General features: G+C 72.6%; 22 protein-coding genes. 11 read left to right on the forward strand and 11 right to left on the reverse strand.

The annotated features are described in order from the left end of the window. The first annotated feature begins 116 nt into the window (after positions 1–116). Positions 117–665 (forward strand): GNAT family N-acetyltransferase, encoded by a 549-nt coding sequence (locus VFC33_18225; protein ID HZR15178.1) that lies wholly within the window; start codon positions 117–119, stop codon positions 663–665. Between the two features lie 10 nt (positions 666–675). On the opposite strand, the gene VFC33_18230 is transcribed toward VFC33_18225, so the two are convergent. The 4 genes from VFC33_18230 to VFC33_18245 form a co-directional block, all read right to left on the reverse strand. Then, positions 676–1,923: an AarF/ABC1/UbiB kinase family protein gene (locus VFC33_18230; GenBank protein HZR15179.1), complete on the reverse strand. Its 1,248-nt coding sequence runs from the start codon at positions 1,921–1,923 to the stop codon at positions 676–678. 98 nt (positions 1,924–2,021) lie between these two features. After that, complete coding sequence (xseB, locus tag VFC33_18235) at positions 2,022–2,258, reverse strand: exodeoxyribonuclease VII small subunit (protein ID HZR15180.1); 237 nt, start codon at positions 2,256–2,258, stop codon at positions 2,022–2,024. After that, positions 2,255–3,607 carry an exodeoxyribonuclease VII large subunit gene (gene xseA, locus VFC33_18240; GenBank protein ID HZR15181.1) on the reverse strand — a complete coding sequence of 451 codons (1,353 nt, stop codon included), beginning with the start codon at positions 3,605–3,607 and terminating at the stop codon, positions 2,255–2,257. The genes xseB and xseA overlap by 4 nt, the downstream gene beginning before the upstream one ends. Beyond that, entirely contained in the window at positions 3,604–4,065 is a 462-nt protein-coding gene (locus VFC33_18245; GenBank protein ID HZR15182.1) for a 2,4'-dihydroxyacetophenone dioxygenase family protein, read from the reverse strand. The genes xseA and VFC33_18245 overlap by 4 nt, the downstream gene beginning before the upstream one ends. Positions 4,066–4,318: 253 nt before the next feature. On the opposite strand from VFC33_18245, the gene VFC33_18250 reads away from it, so the two are divergent. Then, positions 4,319–5,464, forward strand: coding sequence for a hypothetical protein (locus VFC33_18250; GenBank protein ID HZR15183.1), 1,146 nt, complete (start codon positions 4,319–4,321; stop codon positions 5,462–5,464). 74 nt (positions 5,465–5,538) lie between these two features. Here the strand turns inward: VFC33_18250 and VFC33_18255 are convergent, their stop codons facing one another. Then, positions 5,539–6,417, reverse strand: coding sequence for an N-acetylmuramoyl-L-alanine amidase (locus VFC33_18255; GenBank protein HZR15184.1), 879 nt, complete (start codon positions 6,415–6,417; stop codon positions 5,539–5,541). A 142-nt stretch (positions 6,418–6,559) separates the two neighbouring features. On the opposite strand from VFC33_18255, the gene VFC33_18260 reads away from it, so the two are divergent. Beyond that, positions 6,560–7,540 carry a TauD/TfdA family dioxygenase gene (locus VFC33_18260; protein HZR15185.1) on the forward strand — a complete coding sequence of 327 codons (981 nt, stop codon included), beginning with the start codon at positions 6,560–6,562 and terminating at the stop codon, positions 7,538–7,540. Between the two features lie 17 nt (positions 7,541–7,557). On the opposite strand, the gene VFC33_18265 is transcribed toward VFC33_18260, so the two are convergent. Further along, positions 7,558–8,718: an acyl-CoA dehydrogenase gene (locus tag VFC33_18265; GenBank protein ID HZR15186.1), complete on the reverse strand. Its 1,161-nt coding sequence runs from the start codon at positions 8,716–8,718 to the stop codon at positions 7,558–7,560. A 112-nt stretch (positions 8,719–8,830) separates the two neighbouring features. On the opposite strand from VFC33_18265, the gene VFC33_18270 reads away from it, so the two are divergent. Further along, a complete protein-coding gene (locus VFC33_18270) occupies positions 8,831–9,346 on the forward strand; it encodes a phosphatase PAP2 family protein (GenBank protein ID HZR15187.1) in 516 nt (171 codons plus the stop codon). Here the strand turns inward: VFC33_18270 and VFC33_18275 are convergent. After that, positions 9,343–9,549, reverse strand: a complete 207-nt coding sequence (locus VFC33_18275) for a hypothetical protein (GenBank protein ID HZR15188.1) — start codon at positions 9,547–9,549, stop codon at positions 9,343–9,345. The genes VFC33_18270 and VFC33_18275 overlap by 4 nt on opposite strands. Beyond that, a complete protein-coding gene (locus VFC33_18280; protein ID HZR15189.1) occupies positions 9,546–10,298 on the reverse strand; it encodes a hypothetical protein in 753 nt (250 codons plus the stop codon). Before VFC33_18280 ends, VFC33_18275 begins: the two co-directional genes overlap by 4 nt. 125 nt (positions 10,299–10,423) lie before the next feature. Between VFC33_18280 and VFC33_18285 the strand changes: the two genes are divergently transcribed. The 5 genes from VFC33_18285 (at position 10,424) to VFC33_18305 (ending at position 15,408) form a co-directional block, all read left to right on the forward strand. Then, the gene (locus VFC33_18285) at positions 10,424–11,125 is read left to right on the forward strand and encodes a hypothetical protein (protein HZR15190.1); all 702 of its coding nucleotides are present in this window, start codon (positions 10,424–10,426) and stop codon (positions 11,123–11,125) included. An 82-nt stretch (positions 11,126–11,207) separates the two neighbouring features. After that, positions 11,208–12,632 carry a glycosyltransferase 87 family protein gene (locus VFC33_18290; protein HZR15191.1) on the forward strand — a complete coding sequence of 475 codons (1,425 nt, stop codon included), beginning with the start codon at positions 11,208–11,210 and terminating at the stop codon, positions 12,630–12,632. Then, positions 12,629–13,186 (forward strand): hypothetical protein, encoded by a 558-nt coding sequence (locus VFC33_18295; protein HZR15192.1) that lies wholly within the window; start codon positions 12,629–12,631, stop codon positions 13,184–13,186. Before VFC33_18290 ends, VFC33_18295 begins: the two co-directional genes overlap by 4 nt. Next, a complete protein-coding gene (locus VFC33_18300) occupies positions 13,183–13,920 on the forward strand; it encodes a response regulator transcription factor (protein HZR15193.1) in 738 nt (245 codons plus the stop codon). Before VFC33_18295 ends, VFC33_18300 begins: the two co-directional genes overlap by 4 nt. A 126-nt stretch (positions 13,921–14,046) precedes the next feature. Continuing rightward, positions 14,047–15,408, forward strand: coding sequence for a HAMP domain-containing sensor histidine kinase (locus VFC33_18305; protein HZR15194.1), 1,362 nt, complete (start codon positions 14,047–14,049; stop codon positions 15,406–15,408). On the opposite strand, the gene VFC33_18310 is transcribed toward VFC33_18305, so the two are convergent. From VFC33_18310 to VFC33_18320, 3 genes are all read right to left on the reverse strand, one after another. Then, positions 15,409–16,371 carry a DMT family transporter gene (locus VFC33_18310; GenBank protein ID HZR15195.1) on the reverse strand — a complete coding sequence of 321 codons (963 nt, stop codon included), beginning with the start codon at positions 16,369–16,371 and terminating at the stop codon, positions 15,409–15,411. Between the two features lie 53 nt (positions 16,372–16,424). Then, complete coding sequence (locus VFC33_18315) at positions 16,425–16,715, reverse strand: hypothetical protein (GenBank protein HZR15196.1); 291 nt, start codon at positions 16,713–16,715, stop codon at positions 16,425–16,427. Between the two features lie 132 nt (positions 16,716–16,847). Continuing rightward, on the reverse strand, positions 16,848–18,425 hold the full coding sequence (locus tag VFC33_18320) for an NAD(P)/FAD-dependent oxidoreductase (GenBank protein HZR15197.1): 1,578 nt from the start codon (positions 18,423–18,425) through the stop codon (positions 16,848–16,850). A gap of 130 nt (positions 18,426–18,555) precedes the next feature. Between VFC33_18320 and VFC33_18325 the strand changes: the two genes are divergently transcribed. Both VFC33_18325 and VFC33_18330 read left to right on the forward strand, forming a co-directional pair. Further along, positions 18,556–19,740, forward strand: a complete 1,185-nt coding sequence (locus VFC33_18325; GenBank protein ID HZR15198.1) for an ATP-binding protein — start codon at positions 18,556–18,558, stop codon at positions 19,738–19,740. Positions 19,741–19,791: 51 nt separating this feature from the next. Further along, complete coding sequence (locus VFC33_18330) at positions 19,792–20,721, forward strand: SRPBCC family protein (GenBank protein ID HZR15199.1); 930 nt, start codon at positions 19,792–19,794, stop codon at positions 20,719–20,721. Positions 20,722–20,789 lie beyond the last annotated feature (68 nt).

The raw sequence follows: 20,789 nt of genomic DNA on the forward strand, positions 1-20,789 counted from the left end.
CCTTTGCTGTACCCACCCAGGCTAGGAAAGAACATCCAGGCGTCGATACGGTGGCCGGTGTGCGCGACGACGTGCAGCCCTGGCCGGACGGCCGGGAGGGCGGAGCCGAGAGAGCCATGGACATGCTGGACACGGCCGGCGACCAGGTCCTCGAGACGCCGCGGCTGCAGCTCCGGCCGCTCACGTCGGGTGACCTCGACGTCGTCGTGCGGATCCACACCGACCCGGAGCTGATGCGTCACATCCACCGCGGCGTCCCCCACACGGAGGACGAGTGCATCGTCGACCTGGCCCGCGCGCTCACGCACTGGCGTGACCACGGGTGCGGCCCCTTCGTCGTGACGAACCGCGACGGTGATCTCGTCGGCACGGTCGGGTTCGCGACACCCGAGTGGCTCCCGGAGGTGATGCCGGCGCGTGACGTCGGGTGGACGATCGTGCAGCGCCACCAGGGTCACGGCTACGCGACGGAGGCCGCGCGTGCCGTGATCGACTGGTACTTCGGGACGGCCGGCGACGACCGTCTGCTCGGCATCCACAACTCCGACAACCCCCGCTCCGGAGCCGTGATGCGGCGCCTCGGCATGCGGTGGTGGCGCCGGACGGCGCATCCGACGCTGGGGTTCCCGCTCGAGGTGTGGGAGACGACGCGCACCGAGTGGTGACGCGCCCGCGTCAGCCGCGCGCGGGCTGTTGCAGCGTGGACGCGTACGGGACGAGCAGCGGGAGCAGCTCGAACCCCGGGTCGAGCTGCTCGGCGACGCCTTCGCACGTCATGACCGTCTTGAGCAGCAGCGCGAGCTCGTGCGGCAGTCGCAGGTGGTGACGGCGCACGACGGCGAGCATGTCGCCGAGCAGTGAGCGGATCTCGAGCTCCGCGAGCGGCTTGTCGCCGTAGTTGACGAGGAACTCCGCGAGATCGTCGCGCAGGGGTCGAGCGTCGTCGGCCGATGGCGCGACGCCGAGCTCGGCCATCGCCGCGGCGAGCGCGTCGGCATCCATGCCGACGAGCGCGACGAGCACCTTCCCGAGCGACTGGCGCGTGCTCGTGCCGACGCGCCCGACCATGCCGTAGTCGACGAGCGCGACCGTTCCGTCCGGTTCGACGAACACGTTGCCTGGATGGGGGTCGGCGTGGAAGAACCCGTGCACGAACACCATCTGGAGGTACACGTCGCAGAACCGGCGGGCGACCGCGGCGCGGTCGATCCCGTCTGCGTCGAGGCCGTCGACGTCGGTGATCTTGCGGCCGTCGATGCGCTCGAGCGTGAGCACCTCGGTCGTCGTGTGGTCCCAGTGGACGACGGGCACGTGCACGAGCCCGGTCGACGCGAGCTCGCGACGGATGTGGTCCGCGCTCTCGCCCTCGCGGCGGTAGTCGAGCTCGCCGCGCAGCGTCGTCGCGAACTCCTGCGCCAGCCCGACCGGGTCGTAGCGCGCCGCCAGCGACCACCGTCGTTGCGCGACCTCCGCGAGACGCGTGATCAGATCGAGGTCCTCGTCGACGATGTCGGTGATGCGCGGTCTCCGTACCTTCACCGCGACACGCGCGCCGTCGTGCAGCACGGCACCGTGCACCTGCCCGATCGACGCCGCCGCGATCGGCTCGCGCTCGAACGACGCGAACGCCTGGTCGACGGGGCGGCCGAGCGCCCGCTTCACGGTGCGGGCGACAGTCGTGTACGCGACGGGCGGGGCGGCGTCCTGCAGCCGCGTGAGCTCGTTCTCGTACGCGGGCGGGACGAGATCGGCGCGCGTCGACAGCAGCTGCCCGAGCTTGACGAACGTCGGGCCGAGGTCCTCCAGGGCCTCGCGGAGGTGCTCGGGCCCGGCGGTCTCGGCGTCCGTGTGGTCGTGACGCCGGACGAGGTGCTCGAGCCCGACGACGTCGACGAGGTACCCGAGGCCGTGGCGAGCGAGCACGCGCGCGATCCGCGCCGCGCGCTTGGTCGGAGACAGAGCGGAGGCGTGGTCGGAGACCGGGACGCCGGAGCGGTGTCGACCCGGCCGGCTCGTGTCCTTCATTCGCCGTCGTCGTCGGGCGCGGCGGCCTGCTCGAGGCGGGGTGCGAGACGCTCGACCCGCGCCTGCGCGTCGTGGATGCGCCGCTTCAGCTCGGTGACGAGCGCGGTCGCGCGCTCGAGACGCTCGGCCACGACGTCGACGTCGACGTCGTCCGCTTCCAGCTCGCGCACGATGTCGTCGAGCTCGGCGAGCGCGTCGCGGTAGGCGAGCTCCTCGGGCGGCATCGCGGTCATCGCGCGCTCTGCTCGACGCGCGATCGCACCGCGCCCTGCGACAGGCGGGTCACGAGCTCGTCACCCGGCTGCAGCGTCGCGGCGTCGCGCACGAGGGTGCCGTCGGCTCGCCGCGTCAGGCTGAACCCTCTCCGGAGGATGCGTGACGGGTCGGCGCCGTCGAGGACCGCGTGGCGCCGGTCGAGCTCCGCGAGCGCGACGCGCAACGCCGCGACGGATCGCGCGCGCGCCTCGCTCGCGTACGCGTCGACCCTTGCCGACGCGCGGATCAGCGTGCTCGTCGCGGCGTGCTCGACCCGGAGTGCCTCGTGCGCAGCTCGCGTGGCTTCTGTTCGCAACGCGCGTCGTGCCGCGACGTGCGCGCGCTCCTCGTGGAGGTGCACCCCGTGGCCGGCCGCCGCGAGGCGGTCGCGGACCGACGCGGTCACGCGCTGGGCCCGGTCGGTGACGGCGGCGGCCGCGGCACGTACCTCGTGCACGAGGCCGTGCGCCGCTGCCGTCGGCGTCGCGAAGCACCGGTGCGCGAGCTCGTCGGTTACGGTCCGGTCGTCCGTGTGGCCGATGCCGGCCCACACGGGAACCGGGCAGGTCGCGACCGCACGCGCGACCCGCTCGTCGTCGAACGCGGCGAGATCGGCCTGGCTGCCTCCGCCGCGGACGAGGACGACGACGTCGAGGGCGGCGCCGCGCGCGTGCGCGGTGGACAGTGCGCGCACCGCACCCGCGATCGACACGGATGCCTGCGGGCCCTGCACCGTTGCGGCCGCGACCTCCACGTGGAACGAGAAGCCCGACGACGCGAGCACGCCGCAGAAGTCGGCCTCCCCCTGCGTCCCCGGCGCCGCGACGAGGCCGACGTGCAACGGCAGCGGCGAGAGCTCGAGCGCGCGGTTCGCGTCCCACAAACCCTCCGCTCTGAGCGCCGTGCAGAGCTCCGCGCGCGCGAGGGCGAGGCGGCCGACGAGCGCGTCGACGTCGACGTCCTCCACCGTCAACGCGAGCTGGCCGCCGTCCCAGACGTCGACGCGCGCGGCGACGCGGACCTCGCAGCCCTCGGTCAGCGCGACACCGGCGCGCTGGAGCCGTCGTCGGACGCGCGGCCACGTCGTCGACCAGCACACCGCCCGCAGCGTGGCGTCGCGCCCCCGACGCCCGCGTCCCGGATCGCAGAGTGTGAGGAAGAGATGGCCGCTGCGCGGGTTCTCCTTCAGGTCGCGAACCGTCCCGCGCACCCACACCCGACGCCCGAAGCGCGGTGCGAGGAGCCGCCGCACCGCGGAGTGGATCTCGCCGACGGTGAGCGTCGGGTCGGGCTCCGGACCGAGGTCGAGCTCGAGGCTGGTGTTCAACCGACGAGCACGTTCGGGCGCGGCAGTCCCGCGGCCTCGCACAGCGCGTAGTACGCGGCGAGCGTGCCCGCGCCGTCGGTGACGCTCTCGACGTTGCCGTCCGCGTCGAGGTTCAGGTTGGCGCCGTACATCTGGAACCAGACGCGGGTGTCGTCCTCGATGCACTGCAAGGTGTGCACGGATCCCGCGGGCTCGTAGAGGAACGACCCCGCGCGGTTGACGTAGTCGTACTCCTTGTACTTCCACGCGCCCGCGGTCGTGTACCCGTACACCGGCCCGGTGTGGCGGTGCGTCTGCACCTCGAAGCCGGCCTGGAACACGTTCTCGACGATCCAGAGCCCCTCCTGCTCCTTCACCTGGATCACCTTGAGGAGGTTGCCGCCCCCGATCTCGACGAAGGGCAGCTCGTCGGCACCGATGTGGACGGCGGTGGGCGCCGCCTCGGCGAACGTCGTCATCGGGAGTCCCTTTCTCTCGGCAAGCGCTTCGCGTCCTCTCGGCAAGCGCTTCGCACACTCTCGGCAAGCGCTTCGCGCGCTTTGCGCAAACTCGGCGCGGCGATGCTTGCGCGCGTCGCTCGGCCTCGCGACGGTACCCGAACCCTCGGGGCAGGCGGCCGGGACCTACGATGACGGGTCACGGTTCGGTAGGGCAGGGGCTCGCCGTGCCGATCCACCCCGATCTGCGCCCACCATGATCGAAGGGGATCGCATGACCTCGCACGCCCGACGTGTCGTCGTCGCGGTTGCCGCCGCGGTCGCGCTCGCGTCCTGCATGGGGAGCCACCCCTCGGCCCGCCCGCGGGCATCCTCGCCACCGACACCGCGCGCGACGGTGCCACTCCTGCAGGGGACGAGTCGCGCGGCGGCCGGTCCGCCCGTGTACGTGCACTACTACCTCTGGTGGACCGCGCAGCACTGGAGGGACAAGCTCGGCGCGGCGTACCCGATCGGCGCGAACCCGCTCCCGCTGCCCGGCGCGATGGGCGCGAACGGCTGCACCGCGACCGTCCGGTACCCGGGCGCCTCGATCGTCGACGTCCCCGCCGAGGGTCTCTACGACCAGGGCGACCCGGCGACGTTCGACCGGCACATCGCGATGGCCGCGGCCGCCGGCATCCGCGGGTTCGTCGTCGCCTGGCAGGGAACGGGCGCCGCACAGCAGTCGCCGTCGGCGTCGGGGTACGACTCGCGTCTCGACCTGCTCGTGAAGCGCGTCGACGCGTACAACGCGACGCACGCGCAGCACTTCAACCTCGCGCTCGGCATGTCCGCGTTCGGCGACTACCACCGTGCGTCGCCCGCGCTCGTGAACGACCTGACGTACTTCGCGAACCGCTACGGCAGCGACCCCGCGTTCGCGAACGACTTCTCCCCGCGCCCGCTCGTCATGATCCTCGACAGCCGCAAGTACACGGGGAGCCAGGTCAGCGACGTCGCCGGCGCGGTCGGGACCCGTCTCCTGCTCATCAGCGACGACACCGACTCCACGTGGTCACGTGACGGCCGCTACTTCGCGGGCGCGAGCTGGTACTGGTCGTCGCAGAACCCGTACGACAACCCGCGTTCGGGGACGCAGCTGCGGAACCTCGCGTCGCAGGTCCACGCGGCGGGCAAGCTCTGGTTCGCGCCGTTCGCTCCCGGCTTCGACGCCGCCTTGAACGGGCATGCCGCGTGCACGCCGCGCGACGGGACCAGCACGCTGCAGAAGCTGTGGCAGGTCAACCGTCAGAGCCGGCCCGACGCGTGGTTCGGGATCAGCTGGAACGAGTTCGTCGAGAACACCTACATCGAGCCGTCCGTCGCGTACGGTAGCTCGACGCTCGACGCGCTCCACCAGCTGATCGCGCAGCAGTAGCCACGCGCGAGATGCGGCACTGACGTACGGAATCCGTACGTCAGTGCCGCATCTTTGCGCGGGTGCGCCGCGGGTCAGCGACCGGCCACGAACGCCGCGAAGCCGTCCGCGAGCGCGACGGCCTCGCGTTGGCGGAACGCGGGGTCCTCGAGCAGCGCGGCGTCGGTCGCGTTGCGCATGTTGCCCGTCTCGAAGAGCACCTTCGGGACGTTCGACAGGTTGAGCCCGCCGAAGTCCCGTCGCTCGACGAGCCCGTTCGAACCGAGGTACGTGCTCGTCGGCATCCCGGTGGCGACGAACGCGTCGCGCAGGTCGACCCCCAGCCGCTTCGACGCCGCGTAGATGTCGTCGGTGTAGCCGGGGATCAGCGCGGGCGTGTTGACGTGGAAGCCGCGGCCGTTCGGCGGCCCGCCGTCCGCGTGGATCGAGATCGCGGCGTCCGCGTGGGCCTGGTTGCCGATCGCCGCGCGTGTGTCGATGCACGGTCCCCAGCCGTCGTTCGTGGTGCGCGTCATCACGACGTGCGCGCCGCGCGCGACGAGGACGTCGCGCAGGCGGAGGGCGACGTCGAGGTTGTACGCGGACTCGGTGTAACCGTCGGGCGTCTCGGTCCCGGTGTTGTCGCACGCGCGCGTCTGTGTGCCGATGAAGATCGGTCTCGCGATCTCCGCCGCGTGCGCGCCGTTCGCACCGTTGTGGCCGGGGTCGATCGCGATCGTCTTCCCGGCGAGCGACCCGGACGCGGCCGGCGCGGGGTTCGTGCGCGTCGTCGTCGAGGGCGCGCGATTGGCCGTCGTCGCCGGTGCGGTCGTCGTCGTGCTCGTGGACGCGGTCGTCGTCGTGGTGGTCGCCGACGTGCTGGTCCGCGCCGTCCGGTGCTCACCGCTCCCACCGCCGCAGGCCGCCGCCGCGAACGCGAGCGCGAGGAGCACGAGGACGGCGCCGCGCCGCATCGCACGACCGTACCCGCGCGCGAACCCCGACCTCCGGGAGACGAGCGGTCCTGGGCCCCGCTCGTCTCCCAAAGGTCGCTCGGGGACGCCTGTCCCTCCTCGCGTGCGAAGATGACGGTCCGTCAGGAAGCGGGAGGATGACATGAGCGCGAAGGTTCCGGACCACCACGGCACGGGGCCCGTGAGCGTTGGGTTCGACGTGCGCCCGCTCGCCGGGAACATCGGCGCCGAGATCGTCGGCGTCGACCTGACGCAGCCGCTCGACGACGAGGTGGTCGCGTCGATCCGTGCGACCCTGCTGCGGTGGAAGGTCGTGTTCTTCCGGGATCAGCACCTCACGCAAGAACAGCACATCGCGTTCGGTCGCCGCTTCGGTGACGTGACGCCCGCGCACCCGACGCTGCCCGCCGCGTTCCCGGACCACCCCGAGATCCTCCTCCTCGACAACGAGCAGTTCGCCAGGCAGGAGAAGAAGGCGCCCACGTCCGGGACGGACGACGGCTTGCCACGCCCTCCGTCGCTCAGCATCGAGAGCCGCTGGCACACCGACGTCACGTTCGTGCCGAACCCGCCGATGGGGTCGATCCTGCGCGGTGTGGTCGTCCCCCCGTACGGGGGCGACACGCAGTGGACCAACCTCGCGGTCGCGTACGAGCGGTTGTCGGAGCCGATCAAGACGATGATCGATTCGTTGCACGCGGTGCACCAGAACGCGTTGCCCGTCGCGCGCGGCGAGCTGTCGCCGCAGCTGCAGCAGCAGTTCCAGTCCCAGGACCTGCGCGCGGTGCATCCCGTCGTGCGCGTCCATCCCGAGACGGGCGAGCGGTCGCTGTTCGTGAACCCGAACTTCACGAGCCACGTCCAGGAGCTGTCACGGCAGGAGAGCCGTCATCTGCTCGCGATGCTCTACGAGCACATGACGAACCCCGAGTTCACGTGCCGGTTCCGGTGGGAGCCGGACAGCATCGCCTTCTGGGACAACCGCGCGACCGCGCACCTCGTGCCGACGGACGTGCCGAAGGGTCAGCGACGCTCGATGCAGCGCATCACGCTCGCGGGTGACGTGCCGATGGGGCCCGACGGATTCGAGTCGCGCGCGCTCGCCGGCATGGCGTTCGCCTGACGCGGCGCGAGCCGCGCTCAGTACGACTTCGGCAACCCGAGCGACTGGTTCGCGACGAAGTTCAGGACCATCTCGCGGCTGACGGGCGCGATGCGCAGCAGTCGGACCATGCCCCAGAGGTCGGCGAGGCCGTACTCGGTCGCCATCCCGTTGCCGCCGTGCGTCTGGATGGCGGCGTCGAGCGCGTGCAGGCCCGCCTCTGCCGCGGCGAACTTCGCCATGTTCGCGGCCTCTCCCGCGACGACGCGGTCGCGCTCGTGGTCGTGCGCCCACGCGGCCTTCATCGTCATGAGGCGAGCGAGCTCCACCTCGATCTTCGCCTCGGCCAGCGGGTGCGCGATGCCCTGGTGGCAGCCGATCGGCACGCCCCACACCTGGCGCTCGTTCGCGTACCGCGACGCGCGCTCGAGCGCGTACCGTCCGATGCCGACGCAGATCGACGCGCTCATGATCCGCTCGGGGTTGAGACCGCTGAACACCTGGCGCAGCCCGTCGCCCTCGGTCCCGAGCAGGCGATCGGCCGGCACCTCGACGTCGTCGAAGAAGAGCTGGTACTGCTTCTCGGGCGCCGCGATCTCGACCGGGATCGCGGTGGCCTCGAGCCCGGGCGCGTCGGTGTCGACGACGAGCAGCGACAGGCGGCCCCGGCCGCTCGCCTCGTCGGTGCTCGTCCGGACCACGACCACCATCCACGGTGCCTCGTCCACGCCGGAGATGAACGTCTTGGTCCCCCGCACGCGGTACACGTCGCCGTCGCGCACGGCGGTGGTCGCGATGTTGTGACTGTTCGACCCCGCGTCCGGTTCCGTGATCGCGAAGACCATCTTCGTGCCGGTCGCCAGGTCCGGGAGCCATCGCTGCTTCTGCGCGTCGTTCCCGAAGTTCTTGATCAGCTCGGCGGAGATCGCGGCCGACACGAGGATCAGAAGCAGCGGGCAGCCCTGCGCGGCGACCTCCTCGCAGACGACCTGCAGCTCGCCCATGCCACCGCCGCCTCCGCCGTACTGCTCGGGGAGGTGGACGCCGAGGAACCCCGGCTCGGCGATCGCATCCCAGAGCTCGGTCGTGCGGCCGCCGGTCCGCGCCTGGCGGGCGTAGTACTCGTGCCCGTATGACGCGGCGATGTCGCGGACCGCGTGCCGCAGCATCGTGCGCTCGTCGCTCTCGGCGAACTCCATCGCCGCCGACGTTAACCGGCCTCTCGGCGTCCGACGCCCGCGATGACACCGCACCGGTCAGCGCGCGTATACCGTCCGTGCGCGTCCTCGTCACCTCGCCTCGGGAGCGCCGGTGCGGTCGTTCATCATCTTCTGTGCGCAGTACCTGATCGCGATCGCCGGCGTGGCCGCGCTCGGTGTCGTCGTCTACCGGCTGCGCGGCGCGTCACGGCGTCGCATCGTGTCGTACGTCGTCATGGTCGTTCTCATCTTCGGCATCAGCTTCGTCGTCGCGCGGATCGCGTCGGCCGTGTACCACGATCCCCGACCGTTCGTCGTCGAGCACAAGAAGCCGTACATCTCGCACCCGGCCGACAACGGCTTCCCGTCCGACCACGCGCTGCTCGCCGCGGCGTTCGTCGCCGCGGTCGCGCTCGTCGACGTCTGGCTCGCGGTCCCGTTCGTCGTGCTCGCGGGCTTGGTGGACTGGGGCCGCGTCGCGAGCCGCCTGCACCACGTGACCGACGTCGTCGGCAGCACGGTGATCGTCGCGGTCGTGACGCTCGTGGTCGTCGCCGTCGCGGCGGCGGGTGACGCGCGGGGATGGTGGCGGACGCGCGACGAGCTCGATCCCGCCGAACGCACTTAGCGCGCGGCGCGCCGACGGGCGGCGCCGCGCCAGACGGTCAGCGTGACGACGATCGCCGTCCCGACGAGCACGACCCACGCGGTCGCGTCGCGAGGCACGAGCGCGCCGGCGATCAGCACGACGGCGACGCCGACCGCCGACGTCCAGTCGTCGCCGACGACGAAGTCGTACCAGAAGCGCAGGAACCGCGCGACGTTCGTCACGGCACGACCTCGCCACCGATCCGGCTCCGGGCACCGCGGCCGCGCAACGCGCCGACGAGGCCGAGCGCGAACAGCGCGACGACGGCGATGACCGGGAGGAGCGACGCGTCTCCGCCCGGCCAGTGCCCGCCCAGGCCCTCGGTGGACCAGAACACGCCGAAGCTCGTGAGCATGACGCCGACGACGAACTTCATCGAGTTCTCGGGGACGCGCGTCAGCGGGCGGTGCAACCACACGCCGACGCCGCCGACGACGACCAGGGCGAGGAGCGCGCCGGCCGACGCGGTGAGGACGCTGCCGTGCGCCCCGCCGACGGTGAGCACGATGAACGCCACCTCGAGGCCCTCGAGGAACACGCCCTTGAACGCGAGGGTGGCCGCGTAGGCGTCCAGCGCCCCGGTCGGGCGCGCCGCTTCGCTCGCCTCGCGCACCTCCGTTTCGTAGATCCCCGCCTCGTCGTGGAGTGCGAGCACGCCGCTGGCGCGCAGGACGGCCTTGCGAAGCCACTGCAAGCCGAAGACGAGCAGCAGTCCGCCGACGACGACGCGCAACGTCGAGATCGGCACCTGCACGAGGGCGGGACCGAGCGCGCCGACGACGACCACGAGCGCGCCCGTCGCGCCGGCGACGCCGACCATCGTGGACCGCCACCCACGCGTCACGCCGACGGCGAGCACGATCGTCAACGCCTCCACCATCTCGACCGCGCTCGCGAGGAACGCGACGAGCACGAGGACGGCGGTCGACATGGCGTCGAGTCTCGCATCTCGGCCGAGCCGAGCGCGCGACGGCAAATGTTCGGTCAACGGTGCGTCGCACGCGTTGTCGGATGCCGTGGCCGTCGGCTACCCAGGGGGCGGGTCAGGAGGCAGGCGTGGTGAGGGCGATCGGGCGGGTGCGGCGCGTGGTGGGTGTCGGCATCGCCGTGGCCGCGGTCGCGGCCGGCGCGATCGTGCTCGGCGGGTGCGGTGGCGGGTCGTCGCACGCGTCGGGGTCGACCACGAGCATGCCCGCACAGCTCATCGGACGGTTCCCCGCCGGTGTCGCGTCGCTGTCGTGGCACGCGAACGGCAGCTCGCTCACGGGGACGATGACCGTCGCCGAGACGACGCCGTCGAGCCCGCTGAACCTCGTCCGGCAGCGCACGAACGTGACCGGCTCGCTCCACGGCAGTGACGTGAGCCTCGACCCCGGCAGTGGCGCCGAGCCGTGGACCGGGACGCTCGACGGCACGACGCTCACCTTGACGTGGTCGCCCAACGCGACGGGCAACGTCACCACGATCTTCACGCCCGGAAGTGACGCGAACTTCACCGCCGACGTGCAGTCGTACCAGCACGACGTCAATGCCGCGCAACAGGCGGCTGCCGCGTCGCTCGCGCAGCAGGCGCAGAAGCAGGCGGCGGCGAATGCCGCCGCGCAGGCTCGCCTCGCCGCGCACGACGCCCAGGTCGCCGCGATGCAGGCCGCGCACCAGGCCAAGGTCGATGCGCAGCGGCAGAAGTACGACGCCGCGGCCGCGCACGCGGCGGCGGAGCGGGCCGCGCAGGCGAAGGCGGCCGCGCACCACCCGTGACCCCGGCCGCACCTGGGCGATTTACCCTCCGATGGCGTGTCATTGACCGGGGCGTTGCGGGCCCGTCGGTACCGTCCCGCGGGTGACGGCCTCCACACCGCAACTCGTGCGGTCGAGGGCGCCGCGCACGGTCCTCCTCGTGGGTTGCGTCGTCGCGACCGCCATCCCGATCGCGACGCCGACCCTCGTCCCGCCGACGGGTCAGGTGTTCCTCGTCGTCGCGGCGACGCTCGCGGCGGTCGCGTACGCGGTCCTCGAGGGCCGCGACTCGCGCCTCGGCCTCGCACCCTTGGTCGTCGCGGTCGGCGCGCTGCTGGCCGTCTCCGTCGTGGCTCCGCCGCGCGGCTCCCACGACATCTGGTCGTACGTGATGTACGGACGGATCGCGTCGGTCCACCACGCCAATCCGTACGTCACGTTGCCGGCCGCGTTCCCACATGACCCGTTCGTGACGCGGGTCGCGTCCGGATGGCGGCACACGCCGTCCGTCTACGGCGCGACGTTCACGGCGTACTCGGCCGCGGTCACGTGGCTCGCCGGCGGTTCGGCGCTCGGTGCCCGGCTGGCGTTCCAGGGTCTCGCCGCCGGCGCGGTCGTCGCCGCGCTCGTTCTGCTCTGGCGCCGCTACCGCCGGCCCGCGGTCGTCGCGATGCTGGGTCTGCAGCCCGTCGTGTGGATCAGCGTCGTCAACAACGGGCACAACGACGCGGTCGTCGGTCTCGCCATCCTCGTCGGCGCGCTGTTGCTCGCGACGGGTCACGTTCGTGTCGCGGCCGTCGCGCTCGCGCTGGCCGCGACCGTGAAGCTCACCGCGGCGCTCGCGGTCGTCGGCGGTGCGATCTGGCTGTGGCGCCGCGAAGGGACGCGCGTCGCGACGGTCTTCTCGTCGATCGCGGCGGTCGTCGTCGCCGCGGCATACGCGCCCGTCGTCGCGACGAACCTGGGCGCGCTGTCGGGTGCGGACCATCGCGTCAGCCGAGGCTCGTCGTGGAACCCCTCGCTGCACTGGTTCGTGTCCGCCGCCGGTGGCCGGCACCTCCTCGCGGGTCTGACGCGCGCGCAGGCGCTGTCGACGCTCACCGTCGCGGCACTGGTCGTCGTCGCCGTCGCGGCCGTCGTGCTCGCGATGAAGCGGTCGTCCTCGCGTGACGCGTCCGGGAGCGTCGGCTCCGCGACCGCGGCATACCTGTTCGGCGGGTCGTACGTGCTCCCGTGGTACTCGCTGTGGGTGCTCCCCACGGCAGCCGCGCGCGATCGCTCGTGGACGACGTGGGTCATCGCGATCCAAGCCGGCGTCCTCGCCGCGATCTACCAGATGCCACAGACGCCGACGGGCGCCGCGCTCGACGGCGATCTGCGCTTCGTCCTCACCCGCGTCGCGCCGATCCTGTTGCTCGTCGCGTTCGTGGTCACGTTCGTCGTCGAGAGCACCCGGACAGCACCGCGCGGGCCGGACCGCGTTTTCGCGTACGCGCCGTTGCCGCGCGGTGACCGGGTGGTGGCGTGACGTTGGGGCGCGTCGCAGAGACGCGCGATCAGACCATCGTCGTCGACGCCCCGGTCTCCGAGGTCTTCACGCGCGTGTTCGACGTCGGCGCGCGGAAGGTGTGGAGCGGCACCGTCGGGCGCGTGCAGCTCCTGCGCGAGCTCGATCCCGACGTCCGCAGCTGGAGCGTCGAGCGGCGGATCCTCGCCCGCCGGATCGCGGTCGTCTACCACGTGTCGACGAGCTCCGCCGCGGTCTCCACGAACACGACGCCCGCGACGTCCGCGGCGATGCCGGAGAGGTGTGTGGAGGTACGCGTCAGCATCGACGGCAGCGGTGTCGTGGCGCGCTACGAGCTGACCGAGATCCCCGGCGGGACGTCCGTGCACATCACCGCGGCCGAGTTCTGCCGGGGCGGGCGGCCGTCGCGGCGGGTCGCGATGAAGCTCCACCGCCTGGCCCGGCTGCTCGAGCGGGACGACGAGATGCTCCTCGGTCCGCCGGGACCGGCGAGCCGGTCGCAGACGGGTGACGTGTCGCCCCGGCCCGGGACCCGGCACAATCATCGGAGATGACGGTCCGGATGCACGAGGAACCGCAGCCGACCGACGCGGGCCGGGTCCTGCTCGTCGAGGACGACACCGCGATCGCGGACGGGCTCGCGCGCGCGTTGCGCAGCCAGGGCTACGCGGTCGCGGTCGCGTCGACCGCGGCCGACGCGCTCGCCGCCGGCGGCGTGTCGCCCCCCGACCTCGTGCTGCTCGACCTCGGGCTCCCGGACGCCGACGGCGTGGACGTGTGCCGTCGCCTGCGGCGTGACCACCCGAGCCTGCCGATCGTCATCCTCACCGCGCGCACGGACGAGGTAGACGTCGTCGTCGGCCTCGACGCGGGCGCGAACGACTACGTGAGCAAGCCGTTCCGCCTCGCGGAGCTTCTCGCGCGCGTGCGCGCGCACCTGCGGCACGTCAGCGCGCTCGGGGAGCCCCGTCGGGTCGCGTCGGCGGGAAACGTCGTGCTCGACTTCGACGCGCACCGCGCGTTCGTCGACGGCGAGGAGGTCGAGCTGCGGCGCAAGGAGTTCGAGCTGCTGTCGTTGCTCGTCGCGGAGCCGGGTCAGCTCCTCACGCGTGAGCGGATCATGCGCGAGGTGTGGGACGACAACTGGTGGGGCTCGACGAAGACGCTCGACATGCACATCTCGGCGTTGCGCCGCAAGATCACCTCGCCCGAGCGCGACGCGCGCGTGTCGATCACGACGATCCGGGGAGTCGGCTTCCGCCTCGACGTCGAGCCGGATAGCGAGTGACGACTGTGCGTGACGAGGCGGAGCCGTGCCCGGAGGGCGGGACGGCGCAGCCGAGTGAGCCATGACGACTGTGCGTGACGAGGCGGAGCCGTGCCCGGAGGGCGGGACGGCGCAGCCGAGTGAGCCATGACTCGTCGCATCACGACCGCGATCGTCTCAGTCGTGATCGTGGTCGTGGTCCTGTTCGGCACGCCGCTCGCGATCGCGGTGCGGCGGCTGTACCACGACAGCGAGCTCGACAAGCTGGAGCGCAAGGCCGCCGCGGCGACGCGCCAGGTCCCCGACTCGGTGCTCACGCACCACGCGCCGATCCGTCTGCGCGCGCCGCACGGGGTGAAGCTCGCCGTCTACGACCCGAGCGGCGTGCGCATCGCGGGTGAGGGCCCGCTGCACGCGGACGGTGCCGTGCTGAGCGCGTTGCACGGTCGTGACGTCGACCGGACGGGAAGCGGGCAGCTCGTCAGCGCGGTCCCGATCGAGAACGACGCGACCGTGATCGCCGTCATGCGCGCCGCGACGTCCGACGCGGCGATGCAGTGGCGCATCCACCGGGCCTGGCTGCTGATGGGCGCCCTTGCGGTCGTCACGATCGCGATCGGCATGGTCGTCGCGCGGCGGCGCGCGCGGCACGTCGCGGCACCGCTCGACGAGCTCGCCGCGGCTGCGCAACGCGTGGGCGAAGGCGACTTCTCCGTCCACTTCGCGCGCGCGGGCATCGAGGAGCTCGACCGTCTCGCCGAGGTGCTCGAGCACAGCACGCAGCGTCTGGAGGAACTGCTGGTGCGTGAGCGGACGTTCAGCCGCAACGCGTCCCACCAGTTGCGCACGCCGCTCGCCGCCCTCCGCGTGCAACTCGAGGGCGCGCTGTTGCAGGGCACGGACGACGACGAGACGCTGCTCGAGGCGATCGTGCAGATCGACCGGCTCGAGGCGACGATCGAGGACCTCCTGTCGCTCGCGCGTGGTGCGGGTGTCGCGACGAGGCTCGACGTCGACGCGCTCCTCGGCGACATCGCGCGCACCTGGGGCCCACCGCTCGCCGCCGCGGGCCGCAACCTGGAGATGCGCGTCGACGAGGGTCTGCCCGACGTGCGCGCCGAGCAGGGCGCGATCCGTCAGATCCTCGACGTGCTCGTGTCCAACGCGCTCGAGCATGGCGCGGGTGACGTGGGCGTGCGGGCGCGACGTGTGGGCGACGGGCTCGCGCTCGACGTCGCCGACGAGGGGCCCGGGACGAGCGCGGCGTCGCTGCGCCAGGTCCAGCATCGCGAGCCCGCGTCGGTGCACAAGGGCGGGCACAAGGGCATCGGGATGAGCATCGCCTACGCGCTCGCCGAGACCCAGGGGGCGCGCATCGTGCTCGACCACGACGGGCCGCGTCCGATCTTCAGCGTCGTCCTGGCGGGGAGTGCGCGCCCCACGCCGCGTGTGCAGCCGGACGACGAGCAGCCCGAGGAGCCCCGCGCGCGACCAGCCAGCTCGTTCTGATCAGGCGGGCGCGAGCGGGTCGGGCGTCTCCTGCTCGACGCGTTCGAGCGACTGGTCGCGCACCATGGCGACGAGGACCGCCACGACCACGAGCGAACCGACGATCTCGACCGCGCCCAGTGCCTCCCCGAACAGCATCCACGCGGCCACCGCGACGAGCGGAGGCTCGGCGAGGAGCAGGGGCGCGGAGACCGATGCCGGCACGTACCGGTGGGCCCACACCATCAGGCAGTGCGCGGTCGTCCCGGTCGTCATGGTGCACGCCGCGAACCCGACGGCCGCGGCGGGCAACGCGAGCCCGCCCGCGGTGATCACCGCGACGGGCGTCAGCAGGACCGCGGCCGTCCCGAGGACGCCGAGCATGAACGCGATCGGGTCGACGGCGAAGCGGGCCCGCACGGCTCGGCCGTAGAGGAACCAGCCCGCGTTCAGCACGAGGCTCACCACCGCGACGAGATCGCCGGCGAGGCTCCACGTCCCGCTGCCCGACGCGGCGCTCGCGACGACGATCGTGCCCGCGATCGCGACCGACGCCATCAGGTACTGGCGGACGGTGACGCGCTCCGCGAGGAACGAAGCGGCGAACGCCATGACGATCACCGGTTGCAACGACGTGATCAGCGTGACGTCGAGCAGCCGCGTGAGGTCGATCGCGGCGAACGCGGTCGCGGCGGACGACGCGAAGAACGCGCCCCCTCCCACCAGGACGAGGATCCACCGCGATCGGCTGACGCCGCGGGGGACGACGATGCTCGTCGTGTCGCGCCGACGGCGGAGCACGACGAGCGCGTACAGCGGCGGCAACGCGAACCACAGACGCCACGTCGTGAAGACGACGGCGTCCGCGTGCGCGGCCCGCACGAACAGCGTCGATGCCGACCAGCCGACGACCGCGAGGAGCACCGCACCGAGCGCACCCACGCGCGTGGCGGCGCGCGAACGTCGCGCCGCGACACGAACCATGTGGCGGACGCTACCGTGCGCGCTCCGTGACGCGGCCGGGGATTTCGGTGGCGTCAGCTCCAGGTCGACGGCGCGCGCATGTGCGGCGACGTCACGACCGGTCCGACGTGACCGCGGTCGGCCGCCCGCTCGAGCAACGCGGCCGACGGGTCGGCGCAGTGCATGCACGCACGGCAGCGACAGTCCGGGTCGGCGACGTCGTGCACCGCGGACAGCACGACCCGGACGTCGTCGTCCCACGTCGCGCTGCACCCGCGCGTCGCGCAGAGCTCGCGCAGCCGGTCCTCGCCGGGTTGGACGAACGCGTGCCTGCGCCGTTGCCAACGCTGGCAGCGCTCGCACACGCCGACATCGTCAGCATGGTGCATCTGGTGTTCCCCACGGAGCCCCGTGCCCGTCGCCCCCACCGCACCACTGTTCCCGCCCGGAGCCCGGTGCATGCCTGGCCAGCGCATTCGGTGACGGGGCCGGTGCCGTCAGACGCCCCGGGTGACCAACCCCCGGACGGCCTGGCGGCGTGCGCCCCAGATCGCGGCCCGTGCCGCGTTGGCGCCGGGTGCGCCGTTCACGCTCCCGCCCGGGTGCGCCGACGCGGACCCGAGATACAGGCCCCGCACGGGGGTCTCGGCCCGCCCGAACCCCGGGACCGGTCGGAACACGAGCTGCTGGTGGAGCTGCATCGTGCCGCCGCCGATCGCCCCGCCGACCAGGTTCGCGTCCTCGTCGGCGAAGCTCGGTGGTGCCGTCACGTGCCGGCCCCGCACGAGCGAGCGGAACCCGGGCGCCAGCCGCTCGATCTCGTTCTCGACCCGGTCCGCGAACGTCTCGACCTCGTCGCGGTCCCAGCGTCCGGTGATCGTGCCGCCCGCGTCGCCCCGCACGTCCTGCGGGACGTGCGTGTACGCCCACGCGGTCTCCTTGCCGGGGGGATGGCGCGTGGGGTCCGCGAGGCTCTGCTGGCCGAGGAGGAGGAACGGACGCTCGGGCACGAGTCCGCGCACCAGCTGGCTCGCGACGACCGTCAGCGCGTCCACGCTGTCGACGATGTGCACGGTTCCGGCTCGCCGAGCCTCCGGCTGCATCCACGGGATCGGTCCGTCGAGGTTCCAGTCGACCTTGAAGGTCGCGGAGTCCCACTGGAAATTCTCGAGCTGGCGCACGAGCCATGCCGGGAGGTGCGCCTCACCGACGAGACGCTGATAGAGGTGGGGCGCGGCGACGTCGGCGACGACCGCGCGGCGTGCCGCGACCTCGTCGTCCGCGGTACGGACCGCGACGGCGCGTCCGTCGCGCACGACGACGCGCTCGACACGCGTGTTGCAGACGACGTCGCCGCCGTGCGCCCGCAGCCGCGCGACGAGCGCGTCGGTCAGGCGTTGCGCGCCGCCCTCGGGAACGGGCCAGCCGAGCTCCTGACCGAGGCTGCACAGGAGGAAGCCGAAGAAGCCCGAGATCGCGGATTCCGGCGCGAGGTCGGCGTGCAGCGCGGCGGCGGCGAGGAGATGGCGGGCCGGTTCGCCGCCGAACGTCTCCTGCCCCAGACGGCGGACGGGGAGCAGCGCGAACCGAGCCAGCTCGACGAGCTCGCGCGGCGGACGGGCCAGCAGACGGGGCAACGCGCGTACTGGTGGGAACGGACGGAACAGCGCACCGAGCAACGGCTCGCGCAACCGCTCCCAGAGCCCGTACAGACGGGCCCACGCCTCGCCGTCGCCGGGATGCGTCGCCTCGAGCGACGCCACCGTGCACGCGAGATCACGCGAGAGCGTGGGGCACGCGTCGAGCGTCGGGTGCGCGAGCACGAGCGGCGCGTGGCGCCACCGGACGCCGTGCTCCTCGAGGCGCAGCGATCGCATGACCGGCGAGGCGACGGCCATCGGGTAGAACGCGCTGCATCGGTCGTTGACGAAGCCCGGCTCGATCAGCTCCGCCGAGCGGACCGCGCCGCCCGGTGTCGGCTCGGCCTCGAGCACCACCACCCGCCAGCCCCGCTCGGCGAGCAGGTTCGCGGCGACGAGCCCGTTGTGCCCGGCTCCGATGACGACGGCGTCCACCGCCCCAGCCTTCCCGATCGGCCGCAGTCCGCGACATCTCGGCGGGACCTCTCGCTCGGCCGGCGTTCGACTTCGCAGAGTCTAACAAGAGCGTTATACTCGGCGGTGTCGAGCGACGGACCGAGGAAGCATGCCCCGCACGGACCGGACGGCGAAGGTCAACCCCTACTGCGCGGGTGCCGGCACGCAACCGCCGCTGCTCGCCGGTCGGTCCCGCCAGCTCGCCATGATCGACCACCTCGCCAACCAGTTCGAGGGCCGACGGTCGGCCGAGAGCATCGTGTGGAGCGGGCTGCGGGGCATGGGCAAGACCGTCCTCCTGCAGGCCGCGCTCCAGCGCTTCCGCGACCGCGGCTGGCTCGCCGGGTACCACGAGGTCCGTCGCGAGGCCGGGCTCGGCGCGTCGGTCGCGTCGGTGCTCATCCAGGGCAACGCCGTGCTCGGGCGGTCGAAGCTGGCGAGGGCGCTGGCGTGGCTGCGCGAGGTGATCGGGTCGACGAGCGTGTCGACGACCGTCGGCGACGTGACCGTGCAACTCGGCCTACGCGGGTCGGGCGGGACGCGCACCACGGCCCTGCCGGAGGACGCGCTCGACGCGCTGTTCGTCCGTCTCGGCGAGGCCGCGGCCGACGCGGGCGTCGGTGCGGTGTTCCTCTTCGACGAGCTGCAGCTCATCGCGCGCGGCGACCTCTCGGCGCTGCTGCACGCGGCGAACGCGTCCGAGGACCTTCCGGTCGCGTTCGTCGCCGCGGGCCTACCCGACCTTCCCAGCGCGATGGCGGCGGCCGGGTCGTATGCCGAGCGCCTGTACTTCGACCGCGTCGACTGGTTGTCGGACGGGGACGTCACCGAGGCGCTCGTCGTCCCGGCCGCCGAGTTCGACGTGACCTACGAGCCGGACGCGATCACCGCGCTCGTCGGTCACATCGCGTCGTACCCGTACTTCGCGCAGCTCTACGGCGAGGAGACGTGGAAGGCCGCGGGGACGCCGTCGGACCGGCCCGGGACGGTGATCACCGCGGAGCACGTCGCGGCCGCGGTCGAGCCCGCGACGCGCCGGCTCGAGGAGGGCCTCTACCGCATCCGCTGGGAGAAGGCGAGCGAGGCCGAGCGCGGCTACCTCGTCGCGATGGCCGGGCTGGGCGACGACCGGGTCGGCTCGGGTGACGTCGCGCGCGCGCTCGGCAAGCGCGCGCGTGACGTGTCGGCGCTGCGCGACCGGCTGATGCAGAAGGGCATCGTGTACGCGCCCGCCCACAACGTCGTGGCGTTCACCGTGCCCGGCTTCGCGTCGTTCGTCCGCCGGCACGCCTGAGCGAGCTCCGTTCAGGTTTGGTGCCGGTGGCCCGGCGGGAACGGGCGGGCCATGCCGACGAACCGGATCGACATCGACGCGCCGCCCGAGAAGGTGTGGCGCGTGCTGATCGATCCGACTCGGTACGCACAGTGGGTCGTCGGGACACGGCGGATCCGCGACGTCGATCCGTCGTGGCCGGCCCGTCGCGCGCGTTTCCACCACGCGCTTGGTCTCCCCGCGCTCGAGCTGCACGACACGACGTCGATCGTCGACATGGACGCTCCGCGGCGTCTCGAGCTCGAGGTCCGGTTCCGGCCCGCCGGCCTCGCGCGTGTCGTGCTGTCTTTGCGACGGCTCGAGGGCGACCGAACCCGGCTGACGATGCGCGAGGACTCGGTCCGGAGCCCCGTGCCGATCGTCCGGCCGCCCGTCGTCGAGCCGGTGCTCGCCGTGCGCAACTGGTGGTCGCTGCGCCGTCTCGCGCGCATCGTCGCGCTGACAGGAGGAGCCGTGAACCGAAACGGCATCGGCTCGGCGCTCGCGCGCGGCGCGCTGGCGGGCACCGCGGGGAAGGCGGCGCTCGACACGGCGACGTATCTCGACATGCTCGTGCGCGGCCGGCCGAGGAGCGACATGCCGTCGGAGATGGCGGGCCGGTTCGCGTCCCGCGCCGGGCTGGACAACGCATTCGACCCCGACACTGCACAAGGCGGCGCGCGACGTGAGTCGCTCGGCGCGCTGCTCGGCACGGCGACGGGCGTCGGTGTCGGCGTCGCGTACGCGGTCGTGACGCGCGGTCGCGGCTTCGCGCGGATCCCGTTCGCCGGCCTCACGCTCGCTGCGGGTGCGATGGTCGCGGGCAACGCGAGTGCTGTCGTGGAAGGGCTGACGCACCCGAGCGACTGGGGTGTGGTCGGGTGGCTGTCCGACGTCGTCCCGCACCTCGCGTTCGGCTTCGCGACGGCTGCCGTGTTCGACGCGCTGACGCCGAGGAGCTGAGCGCGCGCGTCGTCACGGGTGGTGGCGGTTTGCCCTGCGTTGGCGCTCCGTTGGGCTCGCTCGTACCC

Source organism: Acidimicrobiia bacterium (genome assembly GCA_035651955.1).
In the GTDB taxonomy this organism is placed as follows: Bacteria; Actinomycetota; Acidimicrobiia; order IMCC26256; family JAMXLJ01; genus JAMXLJ01.